At 61.5% G+C, this 23,586-nt stretch carries 23 protein-coding genes; 18 read left to right on the top strand and 5 right to left on the bottom strand.

Annotation, left to right across the window (positions count from 1 at the left end; translation table 11 throughout):
- Nucleotides 1-76 precede the first annotated feature (76 nt).
- From ACJRPG_RS08595 to ACJRPG_RS08535, 13 genes are all read left to right on the top strand, one after another.
- Complete coding sequence (locus tag ACJRPG_RS08595) at nucleotides 77-1,540, top strand: protein adenylyltransferase SelO (protein ID WP_407999992.1); 1,464 nt, start codon at nucleotides 77-79, stop codon at nucleotides 1,538-1,540.
- A gap of 10 nt (nucleotides 1,541-1,550) precedes the next feature.
- Complete coding sequence (msrB, locus tag ACJRPG_RS08590) at nucleotides 1,551-1,949, top strand: peptide-methionine (R)-S-oxide reductase MsrB (RefSeq protein ID WP_407999644.1); 399 nt, start codon at nucleotides 1,551-1,553, stop codon at nucleotides 1,947-1,949.
- A 9-nt stretch (nucleotides 1,950-1,958) separates the two neighbouring features.
- Complete coding sequence (locus tag ACJRPG_RS08585; protein ID WP_407999643.1) at nucleotides 1,959-2,588, top strand: septation protein A; 630 nt, start codon at nucleotides 1,959-1,961, stop codon at nucleotides 2,586-2,588.
- Nucleotides 2,585-2,854 carry a BolA family protein gene (locus ACJRPG_RS08580; RefSeq protein ID WP_407999642.1) on the top strand — a complete coding sequence of 90 codons (270 nt, stop codon included), beginning with the start codon at nucleotides 2,585-2,587 and terminating at the stop codon, nucleotides 2,852-2,854. The genes ACJRPG_RS08585 and ACJRPG_RS08580 overlap by 4 nt, the downstream gene beginning before the upstream one ends.
- A 110-nt stretch (nucleotides 2,855-2,964) precedes the next feature.
- Nucleotides 2,965-3,744 carry a peptidylprolyl isomerase gene (locus ACJRPG_RS08575; RefSeq protein WP_407999641.1) on the top strand — a complete coding sequence of 260 codons (780 nt, stop codon included), beginning with the start codon at nucleotides 2,965-2,967 and terminating at the stop codon, nucleotides 3,742-3,744.
- 64 nt (nucleotides 3,745-3,808) lie between these two features.
- Nucleotides 3,809-4,588: a peptidylprolyl isomerase gene (locus ACJRPG_RS08570; RefSeq protein ID WP_407999640.1), complete on the top strand. Its 780-nt coding sequence runs from the start codon at nucleotides 3,809-3,811 to the stop codon at nucleotides 4,586-4,588.
- Between the two features lie 129 nt (nucleotides 4,589-4,717).
- Nucleotides 4,718-5,737 (top strand): ABC transporter substrate-binding protein, encoded by a 1,020-nt coding sequence (locus ACJRPG_RS08565; protein ID WP_407999639.1) that lies wholly within the window; start codon nucleotides 4,718-4,720, stop codon nucleotides 5,735-5,737.
- Nucleotides 5,737-6,321: an SCO family protein gene (locus tag ACJRPG_RS08560; protein ID WP_407999638.1), complete on the top strand. Its 585-nt coding sequence runs from the start codon at nucleotides 5,737-5,739 to the stop codon at nucleotides 6,319-6,321. The genes ACJRPG_RS08565 and ACJRPG_RS08560 overlap by 1 nt, the downstream gene beginning before the upstream one ends.
- Nucleotides 6,322-6,744, top strand: coding sequence for a cupredoxin domain-containing protein (locus ACJRPG_RS08555; RefSeq protein WP_407999637.1), 423 nt, complete (start codon nucleotides 6,322-6,324; stop codon nucleotides 6,742-6,744). It abuts the gene before it with no gap.
- Between the two features lie 3 nt (nucleotides 6,745-6,747).
- Nucleotides 6,748-7,506 carry an ABC transporter permease gene (locus ACJRPG_RS08550; RefSeq protein ID WP_407999636.1) on the top strand — a complete coding sequence of 253 codons (759 nt, stop codon included), beginning with the start codon at nucleotides 6,748-6,750 and terminating at the stop codon, nucleotides 7,504-7,506.
- The gene (locus tag ACJRPG_RS08545) at nucleotides 7,496-8,224 is read left to right on the top strand and encodes an ABC transporter ATP-binding protein (protein WP_407999635.1); all 729 of its coding nucleotides are present in this window, start codon (nucleotides 7,496-7,498) and stop codon (nucleotides 8,222-8,224) included. The genes ACJRPG_RS08550 and ACJRPG_RS08545 overlap by 11 nt, the downstream gene beginning before the upstream one ends.
- 19 nt (nucleotides 8,225-8,243) lie before the next feature.
- Entirely contained in the window at nucleotides 8,244-8,888 is a 645-nt protein-coding gene (locus ACJRPG_RS08540) for a DNA alkylation repair protein (protein WP_407999634.1), read from the top strand.
- A gap of 27 nt (nucleotides 8,889-8,915) precedes the next feature.
- Nucleotides 8,916-9,278: a VOC family protein gene (locus ACJRPG_RS08535; RefSeq protein WP_407999633.1), complete on the top strand. Its 363-nt coding sequence runs from the start codon at nucleotides 8,916-8,918 to the stop codon at nucleotides 9,276-9,278.
- A 37-nt stretch (nucleotides 9,279-9,315) separates the two neighbouring features.
- On the opposite strand, the gene ACJRPG_RS08530 is transcribed toward ACJRPG_RS08535, so the two are convergent.
- Nucleotides 9,316-10,332 (bottom strand): alpha/beta fold hydrolase, encoded by a 1,017-nt coding sequence (locus tag ACJRPG_RS08530; RefSeq protein ID WP_407999632.1) that lies wholly within the window; start codon nucleotides 10,330-10,332, stop codon nucleotides 9,316-9,318.
- A gap of 62 nt (nucleotides 10,333-10,394) precedes the next feature.
- A complete protein-coding gene (gene purL / locus ACJRPG_RS08525; RefSeq protein WP_407999631.1) occupies nucleotides 10,395-14,441 on the bottom strand; it encodes a phosphoribosylformylglycinamidine synthase in 4,047 nt (1,348 codons plus the stop codon).
- Between the two features lie 269 nt (nucleotides 14,442-14,710).
- On the opposite strand from purL, the gene ACJRPG_RS08520 reads away from it, so the two are divergent.
- Genes ACJRPG_RS08520 through ACJRPG_RS08505 form a run of 4 tightly spaced genes read left to right on the top strand, consistent with a single transcriptional unit; the run spans nucleotide 14,711 to nucleotide 17,827 of the window.
- Nucleotides 14,711-16,345, top strand: a complete 1,635-nt coding sequence (locus ACJRPG_RS08520) for a tetratricopeptide repeat protein (RefSeq protein WP_407999630.1) — start codon at nucleotides 14,711-14,713, stop codon at nucleotides 16,343-16,345.
- 31 nt (nucleotides 16,346-16,376) lie between these two features.
- Nucleotides 16,377-16,820: a hypothetical protein gene (locus tag ACJRPG_RS08515; protein ID WP_407999629.1), complete on the top strand. Its 444-nt coding sequence runs from the start codon at nucleotides 16,377-16,379 to the stop codon at nucleotides 16,818-16,820.
- A gap of 33 nt (nucleotides 16,821-16,853) precedes the next feature.
- Nucleotides 16,854-17,264: a hypothetical protein gene (locus ACJRPG_RS08510; protein ID WP_407999628.1), complete on the top strand. Its 411-nt coding sequence runs from the start codon at nucleotides 16,854-16,856 to the stop codon at nucleotides 17,262-17,264.
- Nucleotides 17,264-17,827: a dihydrofolate reductase family protein gene (locus ACJRPG_RS08505; protein WP_407999627.1), complete on the top strand. Its 564-nt coding sequence runs from the start codon at nucleotides 17,264-17,266 to the stop codon at nucleotides 17,825-17,827. The genes ACJRPG_RS08510 and ACJRPG_RS08505 overlap by 1 nt, the downstream gene beginning before the upstream one ends.
- An 11-nt stretch (nucleotides 17,828-17,838) precedes the next feature.
- Here the strand turns inward: ACJRPG_RS08505 and ACJRPG_RS08500 are convergent, their stop codons facing one another.
- Together ACJRPG_RS08500 and ACJRPG_RS08495 are read right to left on the bottom strand one after the other, a co-directional pair.
- Nucleotides 17,839-18,189, bottom strand: a complete 351-nt coding sequence (locus tag ACJRPG_RS08500) for a nuclear transport factor 2 family protein (RefSeq protein WP_407999626.1) — start codon at nucleotides 18,187-18,189, stop codon at nucleotides 17,839-17,841.
- Nucleotides 18,190-18,194: 5 nt separating this feature from the next.
- Entirely contained in the window at nucleotides 18,195-19,223 is a 1,029-nt protein-coding gene (locus ACJRPG_RS08495) for an NADP-dependent oxidoreductase (protein WP_407999625.1), read from the bottom strand.
- An 87-nt stretch (nucleotides 19,224-19,310) separates the two neighbouring features.
- On the opposite strand from ACJRPG_RS08495, the gene ACJRPG_RS08490 reads away from it, so the two are divergent.
- Nucleotides 19,311-19,862 (top strand): TetR/AcrR family transcriptional regulator, encoded by a 552-nt coding sequence (locus tag ACJRPG_RS08490; protein WP_407999624.1) that lies wholly within the window; start codon nucleotides 19,311-19,313, stop codon nucleotides 19,860-19,862.
- An 11-nt stretch (nucleotides 19,863-19,873) separates the two neighbouring features.
- On the opposite strand, the gene ACJRPG_RS08485 is transcribed toward ACJRPG_RS08490, so the two are convergent.
- On the bottom strand, nucleotides 19,874-23,491 hold the full coding sequence (locus ACJRPG_RS08485) for a hydantoinase B/oxoprolinase family protein (RefSeq protein ID WP_407999623.1): 3,618 nt from the start codon (nucleotides 23,489-23,491) through the stop codon (nucleotides 19,874-19,876).
- Nucleotides 23,492-23,586 lie beyond the last annotated feature (95 nt).

Here is a 23,586-nt window from a genome sequence, read left to right as displayed (position 1 = left end):
CTTCGCGGGGGCGACGGGAAATCGGCGGCTGCGCTAAAATCCGCCCTGTTCATACACTGAAGCTACTGGAAAAACCATCGCCGCCCTCGCCCTTCCCTTCGAGAATTCCTTCGCGAGCCTGCCGCCCGCCTTCTACACGCGCCTGATGCCAACGCCGCTGCCGTCGCCCTACCTGGTCGCGGCCAGCCCCTCGGCCGCAAAGCTGATCGGCCTCGATCCGGCTGCGCTGGACGATCCCGATACGCTAGCCGCCATCATCGGCAACCGCGTGCCGGAGCGTTCCAAACCGCTGTCCGCCGTCTATTCCGGCCACCAGTTCGGCGTGTGGGCGGGCCAGCTCGGCGACGGCCGCGCCATCCTGCTGGGCGACCTGCCCACGGCCCAAGGCCCGGTTGAACTGCAGTTGAAAGGCGCCGGCCTCACGCCCTACTCCCGCATGGGCGACGGCCGCGCCGTGCTGCGCTCCTCGATCCGCGAATTCCTGTGTTCCGAAGCCATGCACGCGCTGGGCATTCCCACCACCCGCGCGCTGTCGGTGGCGGGCTCGGACCAGGGCGTGGTGCGCGAAACCATCGAAACCTCGGCCGTAGTGGTGCGCATGGCGCCTACCTTCGTGCGCTTCGGCTCCTTCGAGCACTGGTTCTACAAACGCCAGGAAGGCGAGCTGAAAACCCTGGCCGACTACGTGATCGAGCGTTTCTATCCTGCCCTGCGCGAGGAAGACAATCCCTACGCCGCGCTGCTGGAAGAGGTGACGCGCCGCACCGCCCACCTGGTGGCGCACTGGCAGGCGGTCGGCTTCATGCACGGGGTGCTGAACACCGACAATATGTCCATCCTCGGCCAGACCCTGGATTACGGCCCCTTCGGCTTCATGGAAGCCTTCGATTCCGGCCATATCTGCAACCACACCGACCAGGGCGGCCGCTACAGCTACGCCAACCAGCCGCAAATCGGCCACTGGAACTGCTATGCGCTAGGCCAGGCCCTGCTGCCGCTGATCGGCGAAGTGGAACTGGCGCAGGAATCGCTGGACATCTACCAGTCCGCCTTCGCCACCAAAATCGACGATCTGCTGCACGCGAAGCTGGGCCTGCGCGAGCAGCGCGACGGCGACCGCGAGCTGCTGGACAGCATGTTCGGCCTGCTGCAGACCAACCATGCCGACTTCACCCTGTTCTTCCGCCGCCTGGGCGGCCTGCGCAGCGACGGTCCGTCCGGCGACGAGCCGCTGCGCGACCTATTCATCGACCGCCCGGCCTTCGACGCCTGGGCCAACACCTACCGCGAGCGCCTGCGCGCCGAAGCCAGCGTGGATATCGAACGCAAGCTTGCGATGGATCAAACCAACCCCAAGTACATCCTGCGTAACTATCTGGCGCAAGTTGCGATCGAAAAAGCGCAAAATAAGGACTTTTCGGAGGTCGCCCGCCTGCTGCAGGTGCTGGAGCGGCCTTTCGACGAGCAGCCCGAAAACGAACGCTACGCCGCGCTGCCGCCCGACTGGGCCAGCGAACTGGAAGTCAGCTGTTCTTCTTGAGAATCTGAATATGAGCGAAAAAATCAGCAAGTCCGACGCCGAATGGCGTGCCCAGCTGGATCCCATCCAGTACCAGGTAACGCGCCACGCCGGCACCGAACGCGCCTTCACCGGCAAATACTGGGACCACCACGAGGAAGGCATCTATACCTGCGTGTGCTGCAACACGCCGCTGTTCCGCTCGGACGCCAAGTTCGATTCCGGCTGCGGCTGGCCCAGCTACTTCGAGCCGCTGGACCCGGCCAAGGTGATTGAGAAGGTGGACCGCTCGCATGGTATGCTGCGCACCGAAATCATCTGTGCGGTCTGTGACGCCCACCTGGGCCACGTCTTCCCCGATGGTCCGCCGCCGACGGGGTTGCGCTATTGCATCAATTCCGCCTCGCTGCGATTCGAGCCACAAAGCTAAATACAAGACATGAAATTTCTGTTCGACATCTTCCCGCTACTGGTCTTCTTCGGCAGCTATAAATGGGCCGGCATGCATGAAGAAGCGGCCCAGGCCTTCATCAATGGCCACCTGAGCAGCTTTATTTATGGCGGCGCGATCACGGCGGCGCAGGCGCCCATCATCGTGGCCACCATTGCCGGTATCGTGGCGACGGTGCTGCAGATCCTCTACCTGATCGCGCGTGGGCGCAAAGTCGACGGCGCGCTGTGGCTCTCGCTGATCCTGTTTGTTTTCTTCGGCGGCCTCACCATTTACTTCCACGACGATAATTTCATCAAATGGAAGCCCACCATTATTTACTGGTGCTTCGCGGTGGCGATGATTGTCGCGCAATGGCATTTCAAAAAGAACCTGATGCGCAAGGCGATGGAAAAGCAGATCAAGCTGCCGGACGAAGTCTGGCACCGCATTAACCTGGCCTGGATTACCTTCTTCGTGGTGATGGGCTTTATTAATCTGTTCGTGGCCTTCGTATTGTTCCGCACCGATACCGGCGCCTGGGTCAGTTTCAAGGCCTTCGGCGCCACCGGCCTGATGTTCGCCTTTATCATCGGCCAGACCATTTACCTGTCGAAGCACATGAAAGACGAAGCATGAGCGACCCGCGCCTGGACAAAATCCGCCAGCGCCTGGCCGTGCTGGAACCGGTGGAACTGCAGCTGGACGACGAATCCGCCCTGCACGCCGGCCATGCGGGAGCGGCCTCCGGCGGCGGCCATTACCGCTTACGAATTGTTTCAAACAAATTCGAAGGTCATAAACTCGTCATGCGCCATCGTCTGGTGTATGATTCCGTGCACGATATGATGCATAAAGAAATTCATGCATTGGCCATTACTGCATTGGCACCATCGGAAGTATGATATGCGCGAAGTTTTGGGAACCATCAAAGATTAGTGAATAGTAGAGACATCTCCGCGATCCAGGCCCTTCTCCCCGCGATTTTCAAGAACTTTTCCCGTAGGAAATAATAATGACTTTTAAGCCAGCTCGTCTGCTGCTCGCACTTATCGCTGTTGCTGCGGCTCCAGCATTCGCCCAGAACATCGCTGTGGTTAACGGCAAGGGCATCCCAACCTCGCGCGTGGACGCCATCGTCAAGCAGGTGGTCGCCCAGGGTCAGCAAACGGATTCGCCGCAACTGCGCGACGCCATCAAGAAGGAACTGATCGGCCGCGAAGTGATGATGCAGGAAGCCACCAAGCAGAAGTTCGACCAGAACGCCGAGGTCAAGCAGGCCATCGACAACGCCCGCCAGGCCATCATCGTGCAGGCCCTGGTAGCCGACTACGTGAAAAAGAACCCGGTGTCGGACGCCGACGTCAAGGCCGAGTACGACCGCTTCGTGGCCCAGACCGGCGACAAGGAATACCATGTGCGCCATATTCTGGTGGAAACCGAAGCCCAGGCCAACGACGTGATCGCCAAGCTGAAAGGCGGCGCCAAGTTCGAAGAGCTGGCCAAGCAGTCGAAGGACACCGGTTCCGCCAACAACGGCGGCGACCTGGATTGGGCTACCCCATCCTCCTTCCCGAAAATCTTCTCGGACGCCTTTGTTAACCTGAAGGCAGGCCAGGTGACCGAGAAGGCGGTGCAGACCCCGAACGGCTTCCACGTGATCAAAGTGGACGAAATCCGCGCGGCCAAGCTGCCAACCCTGGAAGAAGCCAAGCCACAGATCCAGGAAGTGCTGATGCAGCGCAAACTGGCAGGCTACCAGGAAGAACTGCTGAAGAAAGCAAAGATTCAGTAAGCTGAAGTAACGGTTCCGGCGCCCTTGTGGCGCCGGTGTTGGTTTTATTTAATAGGAATTGAGAATGATGTTGAAGCCAGCCCGTCTGTTGTTAGCAATGATCGCCGTCGCCGCCGCACCTGCCTTCGCGCAGAATGCCGCCACCGTGAACGGCAAGGCCATCACCAACGCCCGCGTTGACGCCATCGTCAAGCAGGTAGTTGCCCAGGGCAAGCAAACGGACTCGCCCCAACTGCGCGAAGCCATCAAAAAAGACCTGATCGCACGCGAAGTGATGATCCAGGAAGCCAACAAGCAAGGCTACGGCACCCGCAAGGAAGTCAAGGACGCCATCGAAAACGCGAGCCAGAGCATCGTGATCAACGCCATGCTGGCCGATTTCGTGAAGAAAAACCCGGTCAAGGACGCCGATGTGAAAGCCGAGTACGACAAGTACAAGGCATCGGTGGGCGACAAGGAATACCACGCGCGCCACATCCTGGTTGCAACCGAAAAAGAAGCTACCGACATCATCGCCAAGCTGAAAGGCGGCGCCAAGTTCGAAGAGCTGGCCAAGCAATCGAAAGACCCGGGTTCGGCAGCCAATGGCGGCGACCTGGACTGGGCCAGCCCAAGCGGCTACGTGAAGCCCTTCGCGGACGCCATGGTGGCCCTGAAAGACGGCCAGATCACCGACAAGCCAGTGCAGTCGCAATTCGGCTGGCACGTGATCAAGCTGGAAGGTTCGCGCGCGGCCAAGGTGCCGTCGCTGGAAGAAGTGAAACCGCAAATCGAGCAGGCCCTGCAGCAGCGCAAGCTGGCAGCGTTCCGCGAAGACCTGATGAAGAAAGCCAAAATCCAGTAAAGGATACGGCCCTGCAAAAAAGCGCTCTCCGGAGCGCTTTTTTATTGCCAGTGGTTTTTTACATACATTATGTAATAAGGATCATTTTTAGGCTAAAATTTGCTATTACACAAACTTGGAATCGGTTCCATGGATGAACATTTCAAGCGCCGCCGTCAACTGATCGGCGGCGCGCTGAGCCTGCCCCTGATCGGCATGGGCACGCCCGCCCGAGCGGCCGCGGATCCGCTGATCGTCGGTGGCCTGCCAGTGACCTGTAACCTCACCTTGCCCATCGCCTGCATGGCCAAAGCCGCTGCGGATGGCCAGCCGGGCAAACCCTTCACCGCTTTCGAATACCAGAAATACGCCGGCTGGCCGGAGATCAAGGAATCGCTGATGACGGGCCGCATCCAGGCCGGCTATATGCTCGCGCCCCTGGTCATGGACCTGGTGGACAAGAAGATTCCGCTCAAGATCGTGTCGCTCGGCCACCGTTCCGGCGCGGTGATCATGGTGCGCACCGATTCCAGCTACAAGAAGTTCAGCGACCTGAAAGGCAAGCGCATCGCCATTCCGAGCCGTTTCGCGGTGGACTTCCTGTTCCTGCGCAAGATGCTGGCGCGCGAGAACATGTCGCCGAAGGACATCCAGATCATCGAGATGGCGCCGCCCGACATGCCGGCCGCCTTATATGCCAAGGCGGTGGATGGCTACTGTACCGGCGAGCCATTCGGCGCAGCCGCCCAGCGTGCAGGCTATGCGCGCCCGCTGGCCATGACGCGCGATGAATGGCGCAATTACATCTGCTGCGTGCTGACCGTGCGCGAAGAACTGATCAAGACCAACCGCCCGCTGGTGCAGGAGCTGGTGAACTACGTGCAGGCTGCCGGCAACTGGCTGGATGCCACGCCGGCAAACCGCGCGAAGGCAGCAAACTTCGCCTCGGGCCGCAAAATGTTCAACCAGGATCCGAAGATTATCCAGTTCGTGATGGACAACCCGGCCGACCGCGTGACCTATGGCGACCTGCGCATGATCCGCAATGAGTTCGATGAGCTGATGCAGCTCTCCATCGAAGCGGGCACGCTGAAGAAGCCGATCGCCTACGAACGCTATGTGGACGAAAGCTTCGTCAAGAGCATCCGTCCAACCAGGGTGATGCTGTGATGCGCCGCCTGCTGTGCGGCGCCGTGCTGATTGCCACGGGCGCTGCCTGGGCAGCCTCCCCTGCTCCCAGGCTCAAGGCAGGCACCTTCGAACCCGCGCGCATGGCGCCGGAAATCGTGCAGAAAGCGGCCGATGGCAGCACCTTCAAATTGTCCGCGCTGCGCGGCAAGGTCGTGGTGCTGGAATTCGGTTTCACCCACTGCTACGAGGTGTGCCCCGTATCGCTGGCCATGCTGGCCGAAGCACGCAAGCGCCTCGGCGCAGACGCTGCGCAGCTGCAGGTGGTCTTCATCTCGGTCGACCCGGAACGCGATACGCCGGAGCGCATGAAGAGCTACCTCGCCCAGTTCGACAAAGCCTTTATCGGCCTTACCGGCACGCCCGAACAGATGGCCGCCATCCGCAAGGACTACGGCATCACCGCGACGAAGCATCCGACTGCCGGCAGCAAGACCGAGTACCAGATGGGCCACTCCTCCTACCTCTATTTCGTGGACAAGCAAGGCAAGCTGCGTGCGCTGATGCCCTATGGCCGTCCGGCCGCCGACATCGTGCATGACGTGCAGCTGCTGGCGAAGGAATAGATGAAGAAGCGCCTCCTTCCTCTCCTGCTGCTGCTTGCAACTGCCGCCCCGCTGCTGTGGGCCGCGCTGGCGCCGGTCAGTGCGGCATCGCGCGACCAGCTGTTCGAAATCCCCAAAGGCACCTGGGAGCGCCGCATGGCGGGAAAAAAGGATGAGATTCTGCCCGAACGCATTACGCTGACGCTGGGCGTGCGCGACGTGCTCCACCTGCGCAACAGCGACACGGTGCCGCAGATCTTCGGTCCCGTGCTCATCATGCCGGGCCAGGACTTCCGCCTGCCTTTCGAACAGACGGGCGAACATCCCTTCGCCTGTACCGCCCACGCCAGCGGGCAAATGACCGTCGTCGTCGAAGAAGCGCCCGCCCCAGGCTGGGCGCGCCTCCGCTGGCGTTTTCAAACCCTTCTGAATCACTTCGCCTGACTTATGGAGAAACTGAACAAGATATGGCCGCCGATGGCCGTGCTGCTTGCCATCGTTGCGGTCTGGTGGATCGTGGTCGTGCAGACGGAAAGCGTTATCTTCCCCACGCCCGGCCAGGTTGTCACCGGCACGCTGGAACTGGTGGATGACGGCACGCTGTGGGAGCACATCGCGGCCTCGCTGGGCCGGGTGGGCGCGGGCTTCTTCGTGGCGGTGCTGCTTGCCGTACCGCTCGGCCTGTGGATGGGGCGCGTGGAAGGCGCCTTCCGCACGCTGAATCCTGTATTCCAGATCCTGCGCCCCATCTCGCCGATCGCCTGGATTCCGATTGCCATCCTGTGGTTCGGCGTGGGCAACCTGTCGCCTATCTTCCTGATCTTCCTGTCTTCCGTATTCCCGATGATCGTGCAGACGGCTGCGGGCGTGCACACCATCGAGAAGCGCTACCTGCGCGCCGCCGAGAACTTCGGCGTCTCGCGCCGCAAGCTGTTCCGCCAAGTGATCATTCCCGCCGTACTGCCCGAAATTATCATCGGCATGCGCATCGGCCTTGGCGTAGCCTGGCTGGTGGTGGTGGCAGCGGAAATGATCGCACTGCGCTCCGGCCTCGGCTACCTGATCATGGACTCGCGCAATGCAGGCAACCGCTACGACCTGGTCGTGGCGGGCATGATCATCATCGGCCTGATCGGCCTCGGACTGGACGGCCTGATGCGGCTGCTGGAAGGACTCAAACAGGTAAGGTGGCGCTATGGACGCTAAGATCGTCATCAACAATATCCGCAAGGGCTTCAAGAACCTGCCGGTGGTGGACGGCGTGGACCTCACGGTCGGCGACGGCGAATTCGTGGCCATCGTCGGCCCCTCGGGCTGCGGGAAATCGACGCTGATGAAGATGATCTCGGGCTTCGAAATGCCGGACCAGGGCGAAGTCCTGATCGACGGCCAGCGCGTGTTGCGCGCCAGCCCCAAAGGCATCGTCATCTCGCAGCACGGCTCCGTATTCCCCTGGCTCACGGTGCAGCAGAACCTGATGTTCGGCCTGAACGAAGGCAGCGACGCCGAGAAAGCTGCACTGGCGGACCATTATGCCGACATGGTGGGCCTGAAAGGCTTCGAGAAGGCCTATCCAGCGGAACTGTCGGGCGGCATGCTGAAACGCGTGGAAATCGCCCGCGCGCTGGTGGTCAAGCCCGAAATTCTCTACATGGACGAGCCCTTCTCGGCGCTGGACGCGCTGATGAACCTCAAGATGCGCAACGAACTGCTGCGCGTGCTGCAGGAAGAACGCCACACGGTACTGCTGATCACGCACGACGTGGAAGAGGCGATCTACCTCGCCGACCGCATCATGGTGCTGTCGCCGCGGCCGACGAAGATACAAGCCACTTTCACCGTACCCCATCCTCATCCGCGCAAGCTCTCCCTGCCCGAGCTGCAGCAGATGAAAGAAGACATCCTCGCGCAGCTGGGACTCTGACACCATGGGGTCAGGCACCATGGTGTCAGTAGATGCGGCCCTGCTGCCGCTGGCGGATGCGGGCCGGGCGGCGGCGATGAGCGCATATATGCGCAACCAGTTTCCCTTCCTCGGCGTTCCCACCCCGGCAAGGCGGGCGGCTCTGAAGCCGGTCTTCAAGGCACTGCGCGGACTCAGCGCAGAAGATCTGTTGGCGCTCGCCGGGGCGCTTTGGGAACGTCCTCAGCGCGAGTATCAATATGCCGCGCTGGACCTGCTCTGCATGCATTGGAAAGCGCTCGACCGCACTCACCTGCCCGCACTAATGGCGCTCGTACGGCGCAAATCATGGTGGGATACGGTGGACGGCCTGGCCTCCATCATCGGCGACGTGCTGCGCCGCGAACACCACGGCATGGACGATGCATTGGCCCATGAAGATTTCTGGGTGCGCCGCATCGCCCTGCTCCACCAGCTGGGCTGGGGCAAAAGCACCGACCAGGAACGCCTGTTCCGTTATGCCGTGGCCCTGTCGCACGAAAAGGAGTTCTTCATCCAGAAAGCCATCGGCTGGGCGCTGCGCGATTACGCCCGCCACGCACCGGACGCCGTGCGTGCCTTCCTCTCAGGACCGGGCGCCTGCCTCGCGCCCCTCAGCCGGCGGGAGGCCGCGAAACACCTGTAGTATGTGACCTCCACCGAGGAGGTCCACATGATTTCGAAGAGCCATTTTGTGCTGGCAGTGCCAGATCTGCAACAATCAGCGGCCTTCTACCGCGACGTGCTGGGTTTCGAGATCCACGAAATGGGCGATCCGAGCTGGCGTTTCTTCGCCAGCGGCGGCTGCACCATCATGGCCGGCGAATGCCGCGACGCCATGCCCGTCGCCGACACCGGCTACCATTCTTATTTTGCCTATCTCGTGGTGGACGACGTGGACGCCTTCTACGCCCGCGTGAACGCCGCAGGCGCCGAGATAACCAAGCCGCTGAGCGACGAACCGTGGCAGATGCGCGAGTTCGGCCTGCGCACCATCGACGGCCACCGCATCATGGTCGGCCAGGAGATCGGCTAGCGCGCCAGTTTCCGGCATGATGGCGCCAGAATGCAGTTCAATCCGCGAGCGGACGCACCTTTTCCCTGAGCAGTTTGAGCTGCGCGTCCACCATCAGCGGGTTCGGGTCGTGGCCGACGCGCGGCAGCAGGATGAATTCTTTTTTTGGCGCATGGATGGCGTCGTAGAAGGCGCGGGCGACATCGGGCGTCGTCACCAGGTCTTCCTCACCCTGGATGATGAAGACCGGAACGTCAAAGCTTGGTCCCAGTTTGTAGGCATCGACTTTGGAGGCCATGCCGTCGCCCTTCCAGCCAACGAACTGCAGGAAGGAGTAGTCTTCACCCGCCGTGTAGTCGGCCTCATACTTCGCGGTGGCATACGGCGCTTCCGGCTTCCACCAGCTGGCGGGCGCCGGATCGGTGGCCATCGCCTCGTATTTTCGCGTAACGCGGCGCAAAATGCCGAAATTGCGCGGATTGGTCCACGGCGGCGTGCCAAGCGCTTCCAGCTTCGCGATGCTGTCCGCATCCCTGGCGGCTTTCGCCAGTTCGAGCGTGCGCGCATACGATGACTTGATATTGTCCGGATGGCGAACCATGTGCGCCGTGCCCACATAGGCCGAATACAGCTCCGGCCGCGCCTTGATCATCAGCGGACCGAGCACGGAGCTCCACGATGCCCCTTTGAGGATAGCCTTGCGCTTACCCAGGCGTTTCAGCGCATACTCGGTGACGGCAATGCCGTCATCGCGCATCAGCTCCAGCGTGAGCGGATCGTCTTTCGCTGGCGGCTTGCGGCCATAGGTCATGCCCGAACCGCGCTGGTCCCACAGCACCAGCGTAAATTCCTTTTCCCATGGTCCGTAGATAGCCTTGGCATAAGGAGTCATCGGATTTCCCGGTCCGCCATGCACGATGATCAGCACCGGCTTCTCGCACTTCTCGCCGCGGATCACAACCCACTGCTCGATACCGTTGATGGGGACGAATTTCTGTTCGTCGATGCAGGCCGCGTGGGCTGGGAGAGCAAGCAGTCCGCAGACTGAAGCAAGGGTCAGGATTATTTTTTTCATAAGCCGATCCTACAGTAAAAAAGCCGGGACATGCCCGGCTTTTTGAGGATCGGTTCCGAGAATCAGCCGATGAACTTGCGCGCGTTGCGGAACATGCGCATCCACGGCGAATCCTCGCCCCAGCCGTCCGGGTGGTAGGACATCTGCACCGTGCGGAATACGCGTTCGGCGTGCGGCATCAGCACCGAGAAGCGGCCATCCGGCGTGGTGACAGAGGTAATGCCTTGCGGCGAACCGTTCGGGTTGTAGGGATAGGCTTCGGTAGCCGAACCTTTGTTATCGATGAAGCGCATAGCAACGATCGCCTCGCCGATGCTGCCGGTCTGCGAGAAGTCCGCATAGCCTTCACCGTGCGCCACGGCGATTGGCGACTGCGTGCCTGCCATGCCGCTGAAGAAGATCGACGGCGAATCCTGCACTTCCACCATCGCAAAGCGGGCTTCGAACTTCTCCGACTTGTTGGTGGTGAACTTCGGCCACGCATGGGCGCCCGGAATCAGCGACTTCAGGTTGCTCATCATCTGGCAGCCGTTGCAGATGCCGAGGCCGAAGGTATCCTTGCGCTGGAAGAAGCGCGCGAACTGTTCCGCCATTGCAGGGTTGAACAGGATGGACTTGGCCCAGCCCTCGCCCGCCCCCAGCACGTCGCCGTAGGAGAAGCCGCCCACAGCGATCACGCCATGGAAGTCGTCCAGCTTCACGCGGCCCGAAATCAGGTCGCTCATGTGCACGTCGATGGCGGCGAAGCCTGCCTGGTGCATCACCCACGCGGTCTCGATATGCGAGTTCACGCCCTGCTCGCGCAGGATGGCCACGCGCGGACGTGCGCCCGATGCCAGGAACGGCGCCGCCACATTCTCGTTCAGGTCGAAGGTAATCTTCGGAACGATGCCTGGATCGGTTTCATCCAGCAGGCGGTCGTATTCCGCATCGGCGGTCGCCGGATTCTCGCGCATGCGCGAGATGCGCCAGCTGGTTTCGCTCCACAGGCGGTGCAGCGCGGCGCGCTGTTCGTTGTAGATCACTTTCGCGTCGCGGGTGAACTCGATCACGCCACGGTCATTCGGCTTGCCGATGATATGGCTGCAGGCGCCCAGGTTGAAGGAACGCAGCACGTCCATGACCAGCGATTTCTCGTCGGCGCGCACCTGGATCACGGCGCCCAGCTCCTCGCTGAACAGCGCACGCAGCGTGAGCTCGTTGCGGCGCTCGGCCACCTGGCCGGTCCAGTTCTTGGCATCGCCCCAGTCGGCAGCGTGCTCGCCTTCCAGCGTCAGCATGTCCAGGTTGATGGACAGGCCTGCGCGGCCTGCGAAAGCCATTTCGGTCAGGGTTGCATACAGGCCGCCGTCGGAACGGTCATGGTAGGCCAGCAGCTTGCCATCCTTATTCAGCTGCTGGATGGCGGTGAAGAAGGCTTTCAGGTCTTCCGGGCTGTCCACGTCCGGCGCTTCGTTGCCCAGCTGGCCGAGCACCTGCGACAGCGCGGAAGCGCCCATGCGGTTCTTGCCGCGGCCAAGGTCGATCAGGATGATGGAGGTTTCCCCCAGGTCCATGCGGATCTGCGGCGTCAGCGACTTGCGCACGTCGTACACCGGCGCGAAGCCGGAAACGATCAGCGAAACCGGCGAGATCACGGCCTTGTCCCGGCCTTCGTCTTTCCAGGTGGTGCGCATGGACAGCGAATCCTTGCCGACCGGGATGCTGATGCCCAGGGCCGGGCACAGTTCCATGCCGACCGCTTTCACGGTATCGAACAGCGCTGCATCCTGGCCCGGCTGACCGCAGGCGGCCATCCAGTTGGCGGACAGTTTGATGGCCGAGATATCGGCAATCGGCGCCGCAGCCAGGTTGGTAATGGTTTCGCCGACTGCCATGCGGCCCGATGCCGGCGCGTCGATCACGGCCAGCGGGGTACGCTCGCCCATCGCCATCGCTTCGCCCACATAGCCTTCGAAGCTCATTGCGGTAACGGCGCAATCGGCCACCGGCACCTGCCATGGACCGACCATCTGGTCGCGCACGGAGGTGGCGCCCACGGTACGGTCGCCAATAGTGATGAGGAAGCTCTTGTCGCCCACGGTTGGCAGCAGCAGCACGCGCTTGGCGGCTTCCTGCAGCTCCACGCCGGTGAGGTCGATGGCAGGGAAATCGTTCTGCACGTGGTTCACGTCACGGTGCATCTTCGGCGGCTTGCCGAGCAGGACTTCCATCGGCATGTCGACCGGCTCATTGCCGAGATCCCGGTCGATCAGCTTCAGCTGGCGCTCTTCGGTGGCGGTGCCGACCACGGCGAACGGGCAGCGTTCGCGCTCGCACAGGGCCTTGAAGGTGGCCAGGTTGTCCGGCGAGATCGCCAGCACATAGCGCTCCTGCGACTCGTTGCTCCAGATTTCCTTCGGCGCCATGCCGCTCTCTTCCAGCGGAATCTTGCGCAGGTCGAAAATCGCGCCGCGCTTGGCGTCGTTGGTGATTTCGGGGAAGGCATTGGACAGGCCACCCGCGCCCACATCGTGAATCGAGATGATCGGGTTGGCCGCGCCCATTTGCCAGCAGCCATTGATCACTTCCTGCGCACGGCGTTCCATCTCAGGATTGCCGCGCTGGACCGAGTCGAAGTCCAGGTCCGCAGTGTTGGTGCCGGTCGCCATCGACGAAGCGGCCGAGCCGCCCATGCCGATGCGCATGCCAGGACCGCCCAGCTGGATCAGCAGCGAGCCCACCGGAATGTCGTTCTTGTGCGTGTGCTGCGCCGAGATATTACCGATGCCGCCCGCGATCATGATCGGCTTGTGGTAGCCGAATACGGTGTCCTGCGCACCGGCGAACTGCTTGCCCACATTCTGTTCGTAGGTACGGAAGTAACCGCCCAGCACCGGACGGCCGAACTCGTTCGAGAAGGCAGCGCCGCCCAGCGGGCCGTCGATCATGATCTGCAGCGGCGAAGCGATGCGGTCCGGCTTGCCGTAGGCCTTGCTCTCGTCGCGCTTGCCCACCGGGGCGGTTACGTCGGCCGCATTTTCCCAGGCTTGCACAGCACCCGGCAGCATCAGGTTCGAGACTGTAAAGCCGGTCAGGCCGGCCTTCGGCTTCGCGCCGCGGCCGGTTGCGCCTTCGTCGCGGATCTCGCCGCCGGCGCCGGTAGAGGCGCCAGGGAAGGGGGAAATCGCGGTCGGGTGATTGTGCGTTTCCACTTTCATCAGCGTGTGGATCAGCTCTTTCGAAGCGCCGTATTCATGGCCTTCGCCGCGCGGGTAGAAGCGCGTGACCTCGGCGCCTTCCATGATGGAGGAGTTGTCCGAATACGCCACGATGGTGCCTTTCGGCTGCTTCTCGTGCGTGTTCTTGATCATCTTGAACAGCGAGCGCTCCTGCGCCTGGCCGTCGATGGTCCAGTCGGCGTTGAAGATCTTGTGACGGCAGTGTTCCGAGTTCGCCTGCGCGAACATCATCAGTTCCACATCGGTCGGGTTGCGCTTGGCGGCGGTGAAGGCATTCAGCAGGTAGTCGATTTCGTCGTCCGACATGGCCAGGCCCAGGTCCGTATTGGCCTTCTCCAGCGCGTGGCGCCCGGCGCCCAGCACATCGATCGATTCCAGCGGCTTCGCCTCCAGGCTGCGGAACAGCTCCGCTGCCTGGTCCGGATGGCGCAGCACGGATTCCGTCATGCGGTCGTGCAGCAGCGCAGCGACGCTTTGCAGCTCTTCCGTATCCAGCTTCTTGGCGGCGCCCAGGCCGGTGCCGAGAATGCCGCCCTTGAGAACCACACGGTAAGCCACGCCGCGCTCAACGCGGTGGATATGGCCCATGCCGCAGTTATGCACGATGTCGGTCGCCTTGGAGGCCCATGGCGAAATGGTGCCGAAGCGCGGAATGACGAAGAACTCTTCCACCACGCCGTCGTTCTGCTCCGGCAGCGCAGGCTCGCCGTAGGTCAGCAGGCCGTTGAGGCGTGCTTCATCATCGCTGGAAAGCGGCGCGGAAGCGTCAACGAAGTGGATGTATCGTGCCTGGATGGCCGTTACAGACGGCAGCACGGCTTGGAGTTGCGAGAGCAGGCGTTGGCTACGGAACGCGGACAGGGCGTTGGAGCCCGGCAGAATCAACATGTTTGGAGGGCGTTTGATGCAGCGTGGCTGCGGATTAAAAGAAGAATGGGCACGAGCTGATTGGTCTTGCTGAATTTCCTTTTGCGGGCATTATACTCGCAGTCACCCCTTCCCGTCCCGCCCTTCTCCCTCTGGCCGAGGGTGCATTTACTGCCATCGATGCAACATTTTCGCCTCTTATTGCACTAAATAAGGGCGTCCCCTATGAGAAATAGCTGATTTTTCCCGAAATTGGCATATTCTTGGCATATTCAATTATTTACTGCTTCATGATGCAAGAATTCCGCGATTTGTCGGTGCTGATTGTCGACCCGAATCCGGGCATGCGCGGCAACCTGCACAATATGCTGAGCCAGGCCTCGATCACCCGCATCGAGTACGCCGTGAGCTCCGGCACGGCAATCCGTCAGCTGGCCAAGGGCGGCTTCGACATCATCCTGTGCGAATACGATCTGGGGAACGGCAACGATGACGGCCAGGATGGCCAGCAGCTGCTGGAAGACCTGCGCCACCACAAGCTGATTACCCCCGCCGCCATCTTCATCATGCTGACCTCCGAGGGGATCTACAGCAAGGTGATTGGCGCCGCCGAGCTCACGCCGACCGACTACGTACTGAAGCCCTTCACGGCGGACGCGCTGCTGCAGCGGATCACCCGTGCCGTGGAACGCCGCGCCGCCCTGCTGCCCGTCTATAACCAGCTGGGCCAGGGCAACCTGCGCGAAGCCGTCAGGGTTGCGGTCGAGGGCTCCGAGAAATCGCAGCGCTATGCGGGCGATTTCGCGCGGGTGCGCGCAGAAACGCTGATGGAGCTGGGCGAACTGGCCGAAGCGGAAGTCGTCTACCAGAGCATCCTGCTGGGCCGCGCGCTGGGCTGGGCGCAACTGGGCCTGGCGCGCTGCCAGTTCCTGCAACAGCGCTACGAGGAAGCGCGCCAGACGCTGTCCGAACTGCTGCAGCAAAACCCGCGCTTCATGGCGGCATACGACCTGATGGCGCGCACGCTGGAAGCGCTGGACGAGGTTGTCGAAGCGAAGAAGGTGCTGGAAGAAGCAGTATCCATTTCGCCCCATATGGTGCGGCGCCTGCGGCACCTGGGCGAAGTAGCCTACCGCACCGACGATATCGGCGTTGCCGAGCGCGCGTTCAAGCAGGTGGTAACGAAGGCGAAGTACTCCGAATTCCGCGACCCCGAAGACCACGTGAACCTGGTGAAGGCCCTGATCCGCAAGGGCGACGCCTCGCAGGCCAGCGGCGTGATCCGCGACCTGGAGCGCAGCATGCGGGGCAACGCGAGCGCGGAAGTATGCCGTGCGCTGTCCTCCGCCCTGCTGCTCGACCTGTCCGGCAACCCCGCCGGCGCAAGCGAGGAACTGGCGAAGGCTGCCAGCGCGGTCAGCGCGGCGCAGGGACTGTCCGCACGGCTGAAAACCGGACTGGTGGAAGCCTGCATCAAGCACAACCTGGACAAAGATGCCTCCGACCTCGTGTTCGGCATGATGAACGAGAACCAGGGCATGTCCGCCGACGAAGCGATGGCGCTGTTCGAGAAGAACGGCCGCCAGGACCTGGCCGAGGGTCTGGGCGAACAGGTCACGCAGAAAGTGGCCGAGCTGATGTCGGACGCCGAGGCGAGTGCCGAACAGGGCGACCACCGCGCCGCAGTCAGCGCGCTCAATCAGGCGCTGCGCCGCACGCCGGGCAATGTGCCGGTGCTGATCGCCGCCGCCAAGGCCAGCATCCGCCAACTCGACGAACTGGGGTGGGAAGCGCCGCTGGGCGAGTCCGCCGGCGCCCTGCTCGCCCGCATCCGCGGCCTCGATCCCTCCAATGCGGCGCTGGAAATCCTGCTCCAGCAGTACGGCGCCACCCAGCGCAAATACGGTATCTCGACCACTGCTTAAAGCGATTGCCGCCATTTTTCTAAGGACAGACGTGAGCTTTTTCCCGGATTTGCAGCATCCGCTTCATTTGTGCGAGGTGAAGGTCGGTACGGACGATTCTCTGGAAATCATCGTCCGTCATGCTGTAGGGCAGCGCGAGACACCGGTTATCGGCCGCAATGGCTGGGACATCATGTCTCATCCTACTCAGATCGAACCCTCAAAAACTTTCTCCATTTCGTTCCGCTCGTATGTGGCAATGACTGTCCGAGTAGAGCACTTCGCTATGGAGGACACAAATGCGGAATTTGAAGGGAAACAGTTTGTCCGTTTTAAAGCATCGCGCTATCTGAGCTACATTAACGGGACTAGCTGGGGCGAAGAAGTACATCCTGGAACCAGCTTCCACTACGGCCTATATTGCCTGAATCAGCTTATTGATATCGTATCGAAGGAAGCTCCATACGTCGCATTCCTGGGGCATACCGCGCGTTAAAGAGTACCGTCAAACGGCCATACGGAGGTGCAAATGGTTTATGTTCTGATTGTGGTTTGCGCATGCCTGTTCTTTCTGACTTTATCTAAACGCGAATCGGGCCTTCCTCACATCTATCGGCTCCGCGCTTGTCAAGGGCGTTACTGGGGGCAGGCCTTCCCGTCAGCATCGAAACATGAGCTGCGCGCGTTTCTTCTGCTGTTCACCTCTGCCTTCGCGTTTAAGGACCAAGATAAGCTGAAGTTCGGGCCGGATGACGGGATTCTCGACATTTACCGAAACCTCTACCCGAACCGCTGGACGCCTGACGTGCTCGAAGTGGAAACCTTGGCCGCCCACCTTCACAAGCGCCATGCAATCAAGTTAGGCTCTGTTTGGAAGGATGATCTGACCTTAGGCGAGCTGTTTTCCCACATACATTCATCACCCTCAAGGGGAATCTGATGCGCCCTCTCCGCTATTCGATCAATATCAGCCTGGACGGTTGTTGCGACCACACCGCAGGGTTTGTCGATGAGGAACTGCATCGCTACTGGACCGAGCGCGTTGCCGAGGCGGATGCCGTCATCTATGGCCGGACCACTTACGAAATGATGGAAACGGCCTGGCGCCCCACGGCGCAAACGGGCGTGCGGCCGGATTGGATGACCGACTGGATGGAGCCCTTCGCCTACACCATCGACGCGGCAAAGAAGTATGTGGTGTCGAGCACATTGGAGCAGGTTGACTGGAACGCCGAACTGCTGCGCGGAGATCTCGCCACAGCAGTCCGGCAGCTGAAGCAAGCGCCCGGCAAGCTGCTTTCCGTCGGCGGCGTCACGCTCCCACTGGCCCTGGCTAAGTTGGGATTGATCGATGAGTACGAGTTCGTCGTGCACCCGACCATTGCAGGCCGGGGGCCGACCTTATTTGCGGGACTGCCGGAACGGCTTGACCTGAAGCTCGTAGACCGGTTTGAGTTTGGTTCAGGCGCATTGGCACTGCACTATGAAACGCGGAGCAGATAGGGCCAGCCGGGCTACGGTTTGATTGCAAGAGTTGCCTCTTCAATCCGATTGAATCGTCCATCCTGACTTCGTTCAGCAAACAAATACACCTCCTGGAGCATCCTTCCCCCGTCACGTTTCAGCAGGTCGATGACATGGCGTTCTGCGTAACGACTCTCCTCGGAAAATTCGTCCAGCACGGTGACGGTGACGCGATCCGCAATCTCCCGGAGCGAAACAATGGCAGCCAGGAAGCTGGCGTAGTCGATCCAATTCCCGTTCACCCGTTGCCGAAACGAGGGGGTAAAGTGCTGCGCCACCGCCTCTTCAACCTTCAGCCGCGGGTTGAATAAGTCGTCGATAGCGTCTTTGATCGAGGCCATAGCGCTCACCCTTCACCGGTGACAGAGAGAACTATCTTCCCCCGGATATGCCCCTGCGCCGCACGCTCATGTGCTTTTCTTGCGTCCTGCAAGGCGAAGGTGCTGTCGATTGCAACGCGAATCACTCCTCTGTCGAGCAAGGTGGCAAGCTGCTGAAGCTGCGCGCCACTTGAACGGACCTGCGTTGTCGAGACCATGACACCCAGTTTCTTTGCCTCTTCGGCGCCAGAAAAACCGAGGGGGAAAATCGGAAACAGCGCCCCGCCTCGCTTCAGTGTCCGCAAAAAGCGGCCAGTGGTGGGGCCGCCTACTGCGTCGACCACCAAGTCAACGTCACGGACGACTTCCTCGGCGGCGGTTTTTGTGTAATCGATGAATTCATCGGCGCCGAGCTCTCGCAGGAACGCTTCATGCACACCCGATCCCACGGCGATGACGCGCGCCCCCTTCCATTTCGCCAGTTGCAGCGCGAAATGGCCGACGCCACCCGCAGCGCCATTGACCAGGACTGTTTTTCCTTTGAGCGGAACCGGCTCATGTTTGTGCTGCTGCAGCGGGTTCTGTACGTCGTGCCCCTCTTCAATCAGGAACTGCCATGCGGTGAGCAGCGACATGGGGGCTGCGGCAGCTTGCTCGTGACTGATCATCTTTGGTTTGCGTGCGATCTCCTTCACCGGCACGGCGACATATTCGGCATACGCGCGGCTGCCGCCGGCCAGGCCGCTGGGGAAGCGAACCATTGAATACACTTCATCACCGGCCGCGAAATCCTTGACGTCATCGGCCACGGCTTCGATCACGCCCGAGATGTCAGTCCCAAGAATCACCGGGAAGGATACTTTCGGCTGCCATTCAGGGGGCAACATCTTGTACCCGTCGCGCAAGTACCAGTCGGGCGGATTCAGGCCGACCGCGTGCACCCGGACCAGTACTTCCCCCGCCTGCATTTCGGGAACGGGAGCGTTTTCATAATGCAATACGTCCGGTCCGCCGAACGCGTGCTGCTGGATTGCTTTCATCGTTTTAGGTGCCATGACTTTCTCCTTGGGCGGAAATCAGCTATATTTAACGGAACACTGATCCGAATATACGGATCACCGCTCCGTTTGTCAAGGAAACTTATGCGCGCTGATGCCAGAAAGAATTACGAACACCTGCTGACTGTTGCCAGGAAAGTCTTTACTGAACAGGGAAACGATGCCTCGCTACGCGATATTGCCCGCAGGGCTGAGGTAGGCTTAGGGACCCTGTACCGTCACTTCCCGACCCGCGAGGCCTTGCTGGAAGCCTTGCTGCGGACAAGTTTTGGGGCATTGGCTAAAAGGGCCGATGAACTTCAGGCATCGAGCGATTCCGCCGATGCACTAATAACGTGGTTACAGGAAATCATTGCATTCACTCACGAGCATCGTGGTGTCATTGCGCCGATGGTGAGCGCCATCGAAGATCACGAATCGGCTCTTCACGCGTCATGCGTCACCCTGCGAAGTGCGGGCGCCGCGCTCCTCGCTCGCGCACAGGCCGATGGCAAAGCGCGGGCCGATCTTGATGGTTCGGAATTGTTCGACCTGATTGCGGCACTCGCCTGGCTTCGCGAGCAGCCTTCGCATGCATCACGCGCGGATCGGATTTTCGGCGTTATTTCTGGCGCTATTCTTGCCAGACGTCCGTAGCGAACATGGGGTTAGCTGGTTCGGTGGCCGGTCCCGTAGCCTCCGCCACCGGGCGTTTCGATAACGAAGGTATCGCCCCGCTGCATGGAGGTCTTACCGATGTGTCCCAATTCTTCTACGCTACCATCTACACGCTCGACCCGGTTGCGCCCAAGTGCTCCGGGCTCTCCGCCTGCGGCGCCGAATGGCGGGTGGATGCGGTTATTTGAGAGGATGGCGGCCGTCATCTCTTCCAGGAAGCGCACCTTGCGGATGCCGCCGTTGCCGCCCCGCCAGCGGCCTGCACCACCCGAGCCTTGGCGGATCTCGTAACTTTCAAGGCGCACCGGGAAGCGGAATTCGAGCACTTCGGGGTCGGTCAGGCGCGAGTTGGTCATATTGGTTTGCACGACATCCGTGCCGTCGAAGCCCTGGCCTGCGCCCGAGCCGCCGCTGATCGTTTCGTAGTACTGATAGCGCGCGTTCCCGAAGGTGAAGTTGTTCATGGTGCCCTGCGAGGCGGCCAGCACGCCGAGTGCGCCGTACAGCGCGTTGGTGATGCAGGTGGAGGTTTCCACGTTGCCGGAGACGACCGAGGCGGGATAGTGCGGGTTCAGCATCGACCCTTTGGGGATGATGACTTTCAGCGGCTTAAGGCAGCCCGCATTCAGCGGAATCTCGTCATCGACCAGCGTGCGGAACACATACAGTACCGCCGCCATGCATACGGCGGATGGCGCGTTGAAGTTGTTGTCCAGCTGCGGCGAGGTGCCGGTGAAGTCAATTTCGGCGCTGCGCTCGTCCTTGTTCAGGCGCACGGCGACCTGGATCTGCGCGCCATTATCCAGCGGCAGGAGGAAGCTGCCGTTGCGCAGCGCGCCGATCACGCGGCGCACGGCTTCTTCGGCGTTGTCCTGCACATGTCCCATGTAGGCCCGCACTACACCGAGGCCGAAATGTTCGACCATCTTCAGCAGCTCTTCGGCGCCCTTCTGGTTGGCGGCGACCTGTGCGCGCAGGTCGGCCAGGTTCTGGTCGGGGTTGCGTGCCGGGTACCGTGCACCAGCCAGCAGTTCCCGCGTTTCCGCCTCACGGATGCTGCCGCTCGCCCCGTCCACCAACAGGAAGTTGCTGATCAGGACGCCCTCTTCTTCCACACTGCGCGAATCAGGTGGCATGGAGCCCGGTGTGGTGCCACCAATGTCTGCGTGGTGGCCGCGCGAGCCAACGTAGAACAGGATCTCCGTGCCTGCCTTGTTGAAAACGGGCGAAATCACCGTTACGTCGGGCAGGTGCGTGCCGCCGTTGTATGGATCGTTCAGCATGAAGACATCGCCGGGCCGCATCTTGCCTGCGTTCTCGCGCATCACGGTGCGGATGCTCTCGCCCATTGAGCCAAGGTGCACCGGCATGTGCGGCGCGTTGGCAATGAGGTTGCCGTCGGCATCGAAGATGGCGCAGCTGAAGTCCAGGCGCTCCTTGATGTTCACCGAGTACGCGGTATTCTGCAGGCGCAGGCCCATCTGGTTGGCGATGGACATGAACAGGTTGTTGAAGATCTCCAGCATGATGGGATCGGCTTCGGTTCCGATGGCCCGGCGTTCCGGCAGCGGCACTACTCGCGTCAGCACAAGGTCACCCTGATCCGTCGCCTGCGCACGCCAGCCTGGTTCCACAACCGTTGTCGCATTCGCTTCGGCGATAATCGCGGGACCATTTACGCATTCACCGGCTCGCAAGCTGTCACGCAAATAAAGTCCCGCATCCAGCCAGGCGCCGCCGCTATACATGCTGACCGTATGCTCTGCGCGCGCCTCGGGTCCGTGGCCTGCGGTCCCGCCATCGGCAGATATCGGCCCGGCGCTGCTTTGCCCGGAATGGCCGACTGCCTCGACCGAAACCGCTTCAACCACCAGGGCCTTGTGCGGCATGAGGAAGGAGAAGCGCTTGCGGTATGCCTGCTCGAACTCCACCTTCATCGCCGCCGCATCGCCATACTGGACCACAATCGCCGAATCCGTGCCTTCGTAGCGCAGGTGCACACGCGGCAGAAGCGTAATGCGTTCGTCCGGCACGCCCTGTGCGTGCAATTCGCCGCGGGCCTGCCCTCCAAGGATATCGAGCCGTGCGGCGAGATCGGCAGAATCGGCCAGGCGTGCCTCAACGGAGGCCTCGCGCATCACCGTCTGGTCTGCGAGCCCCATGCCGTATGCCGACAGCACGCCGGCCAGCGAATGAATGAACACGGTCTTCATGCCCAGGGCATCGGCAACCAGGCAGGCGTGCTGTCCGCCCGCGCCGCCGAAGCTCACCAGCGCGTATCCCGTGACGTCATGCCCGCGCTGCACGGAGATTTGCTTGATGGCGTTCGCCATATTGCCGACGGCGATTTCAATGAAACCTTCGGCTACCTGTTCCGGCGTTACGGCCTTGCCGCTGGCCGCACCGATATCCGATGCCATCGCCGCGAAGCCCGCACGTACCGCTTCCACATCAAGCGGCTGGTGGCCGTCCGCACCGAACACGCTCGGGAAGTGCCGGGGCTGGATTTTTCCCAGCATGACATTGCAGTCCGTAACCGCCAATGGCCCGCCACGGCGGTAGCTGGCCGGGCCGGGATTGGCGCCGGCGCTGTCCGGGCCTACCCGGAAGCGCGTGCCGTCAAAATGCAGTACAGAGCCGCCACCCGCTGCTACAGTGTGAATGCTCATCATCGGCGCACGCATGCGCACACCGGCTACCTGCGTCTCGAATTCGCGTTCAAACTCGCCCGCATAATGCGATACATCGGTCGACGTGCCGCCCATGTCGAATCCGATAATGCGGTGGAATCCCGCGCGTTCGGAGGCGCGCACCATGCCGACGATGCCGCCCGCAGGTCCGCTCAGGATGCTGTCTTTACCCTGGAAGGACCGCCCGTCCGTCAAGCCGCCATTGGACTGCATGAACTGCAGCGGAACGCCCGGCAGTTCAATCGCCACCTGCTCGACATAGCGCCGCAGCACAGGCGACAGGTAGGCATCGACCACCGTAGTGTCGCCGCGCGACACGAATTTCATCAGCGGGCTCACTTCGTGCGAGACCGATACCTGCGTAAAGCCAGTCTCACGCGCAATCTGCGCCACCGCCGCCTCGTGGGCACTATAGCGGTAGCCGTGCATGAATACGATCGCCACCGAACGCAGGCCGCGGCTGTACGCCGCCTGCAAAGCGCGGCGTGCGGCGCCGGCATTCAACGGCAGCACCACATCGCCGTGCGCGCCCATGCGCTCGTCGACCTCGATCACTTCGCTGTAGAGCAGCTCCGGCAACACGATATGGCGGTCGAACAGGCGTGGACGGTTCTGGTACGCGATGCGCAGCGCATCGCGGAAACCGCGCGTCACCAGCAGCAGCGTGGGTTCCCCTTTGCGCTCCAGCAGGGCATTCGTGGCCACCGTGGTGCCCATCTTGACGGCTTCCACCTGCGCGGCAGGAATCGCGTCGCCTGCCGCAATCCCCATCAGATGGCGAATGCCGGCGATGGCGGCATCACGGTACTGCTCCGGATTTTCCGACAGCAGCTTGTACGTTTGCAGCGCGCCATCAGGCCGCCGGGCCACAATGTCCGTGAAGGTACCGCCACGATCGATCCAGAATTGCCAGCGCATTGCGTCCCGTCCGAAAGCCAGAAAAAGCTATTGTAGACCGGAGTTGGTTCGATGCTAAAATTGCTCGTCTAATAACTGAACAGGGGTTGCGATCC

The sequence above is a fragment of the Pseudoduganella rhizocola genome, assembly GCF_045984285.3.
GTDB lineage: Bacteria > Pseudomonadota > Gammaproteobacteria > Burkholderiales > Burkholderiaceae_D > Rugamonas.
Note: the sequence above shows the minus strand (reverse complement) of the source record. Positions and strands in the feature narration are given on the sequence as shown.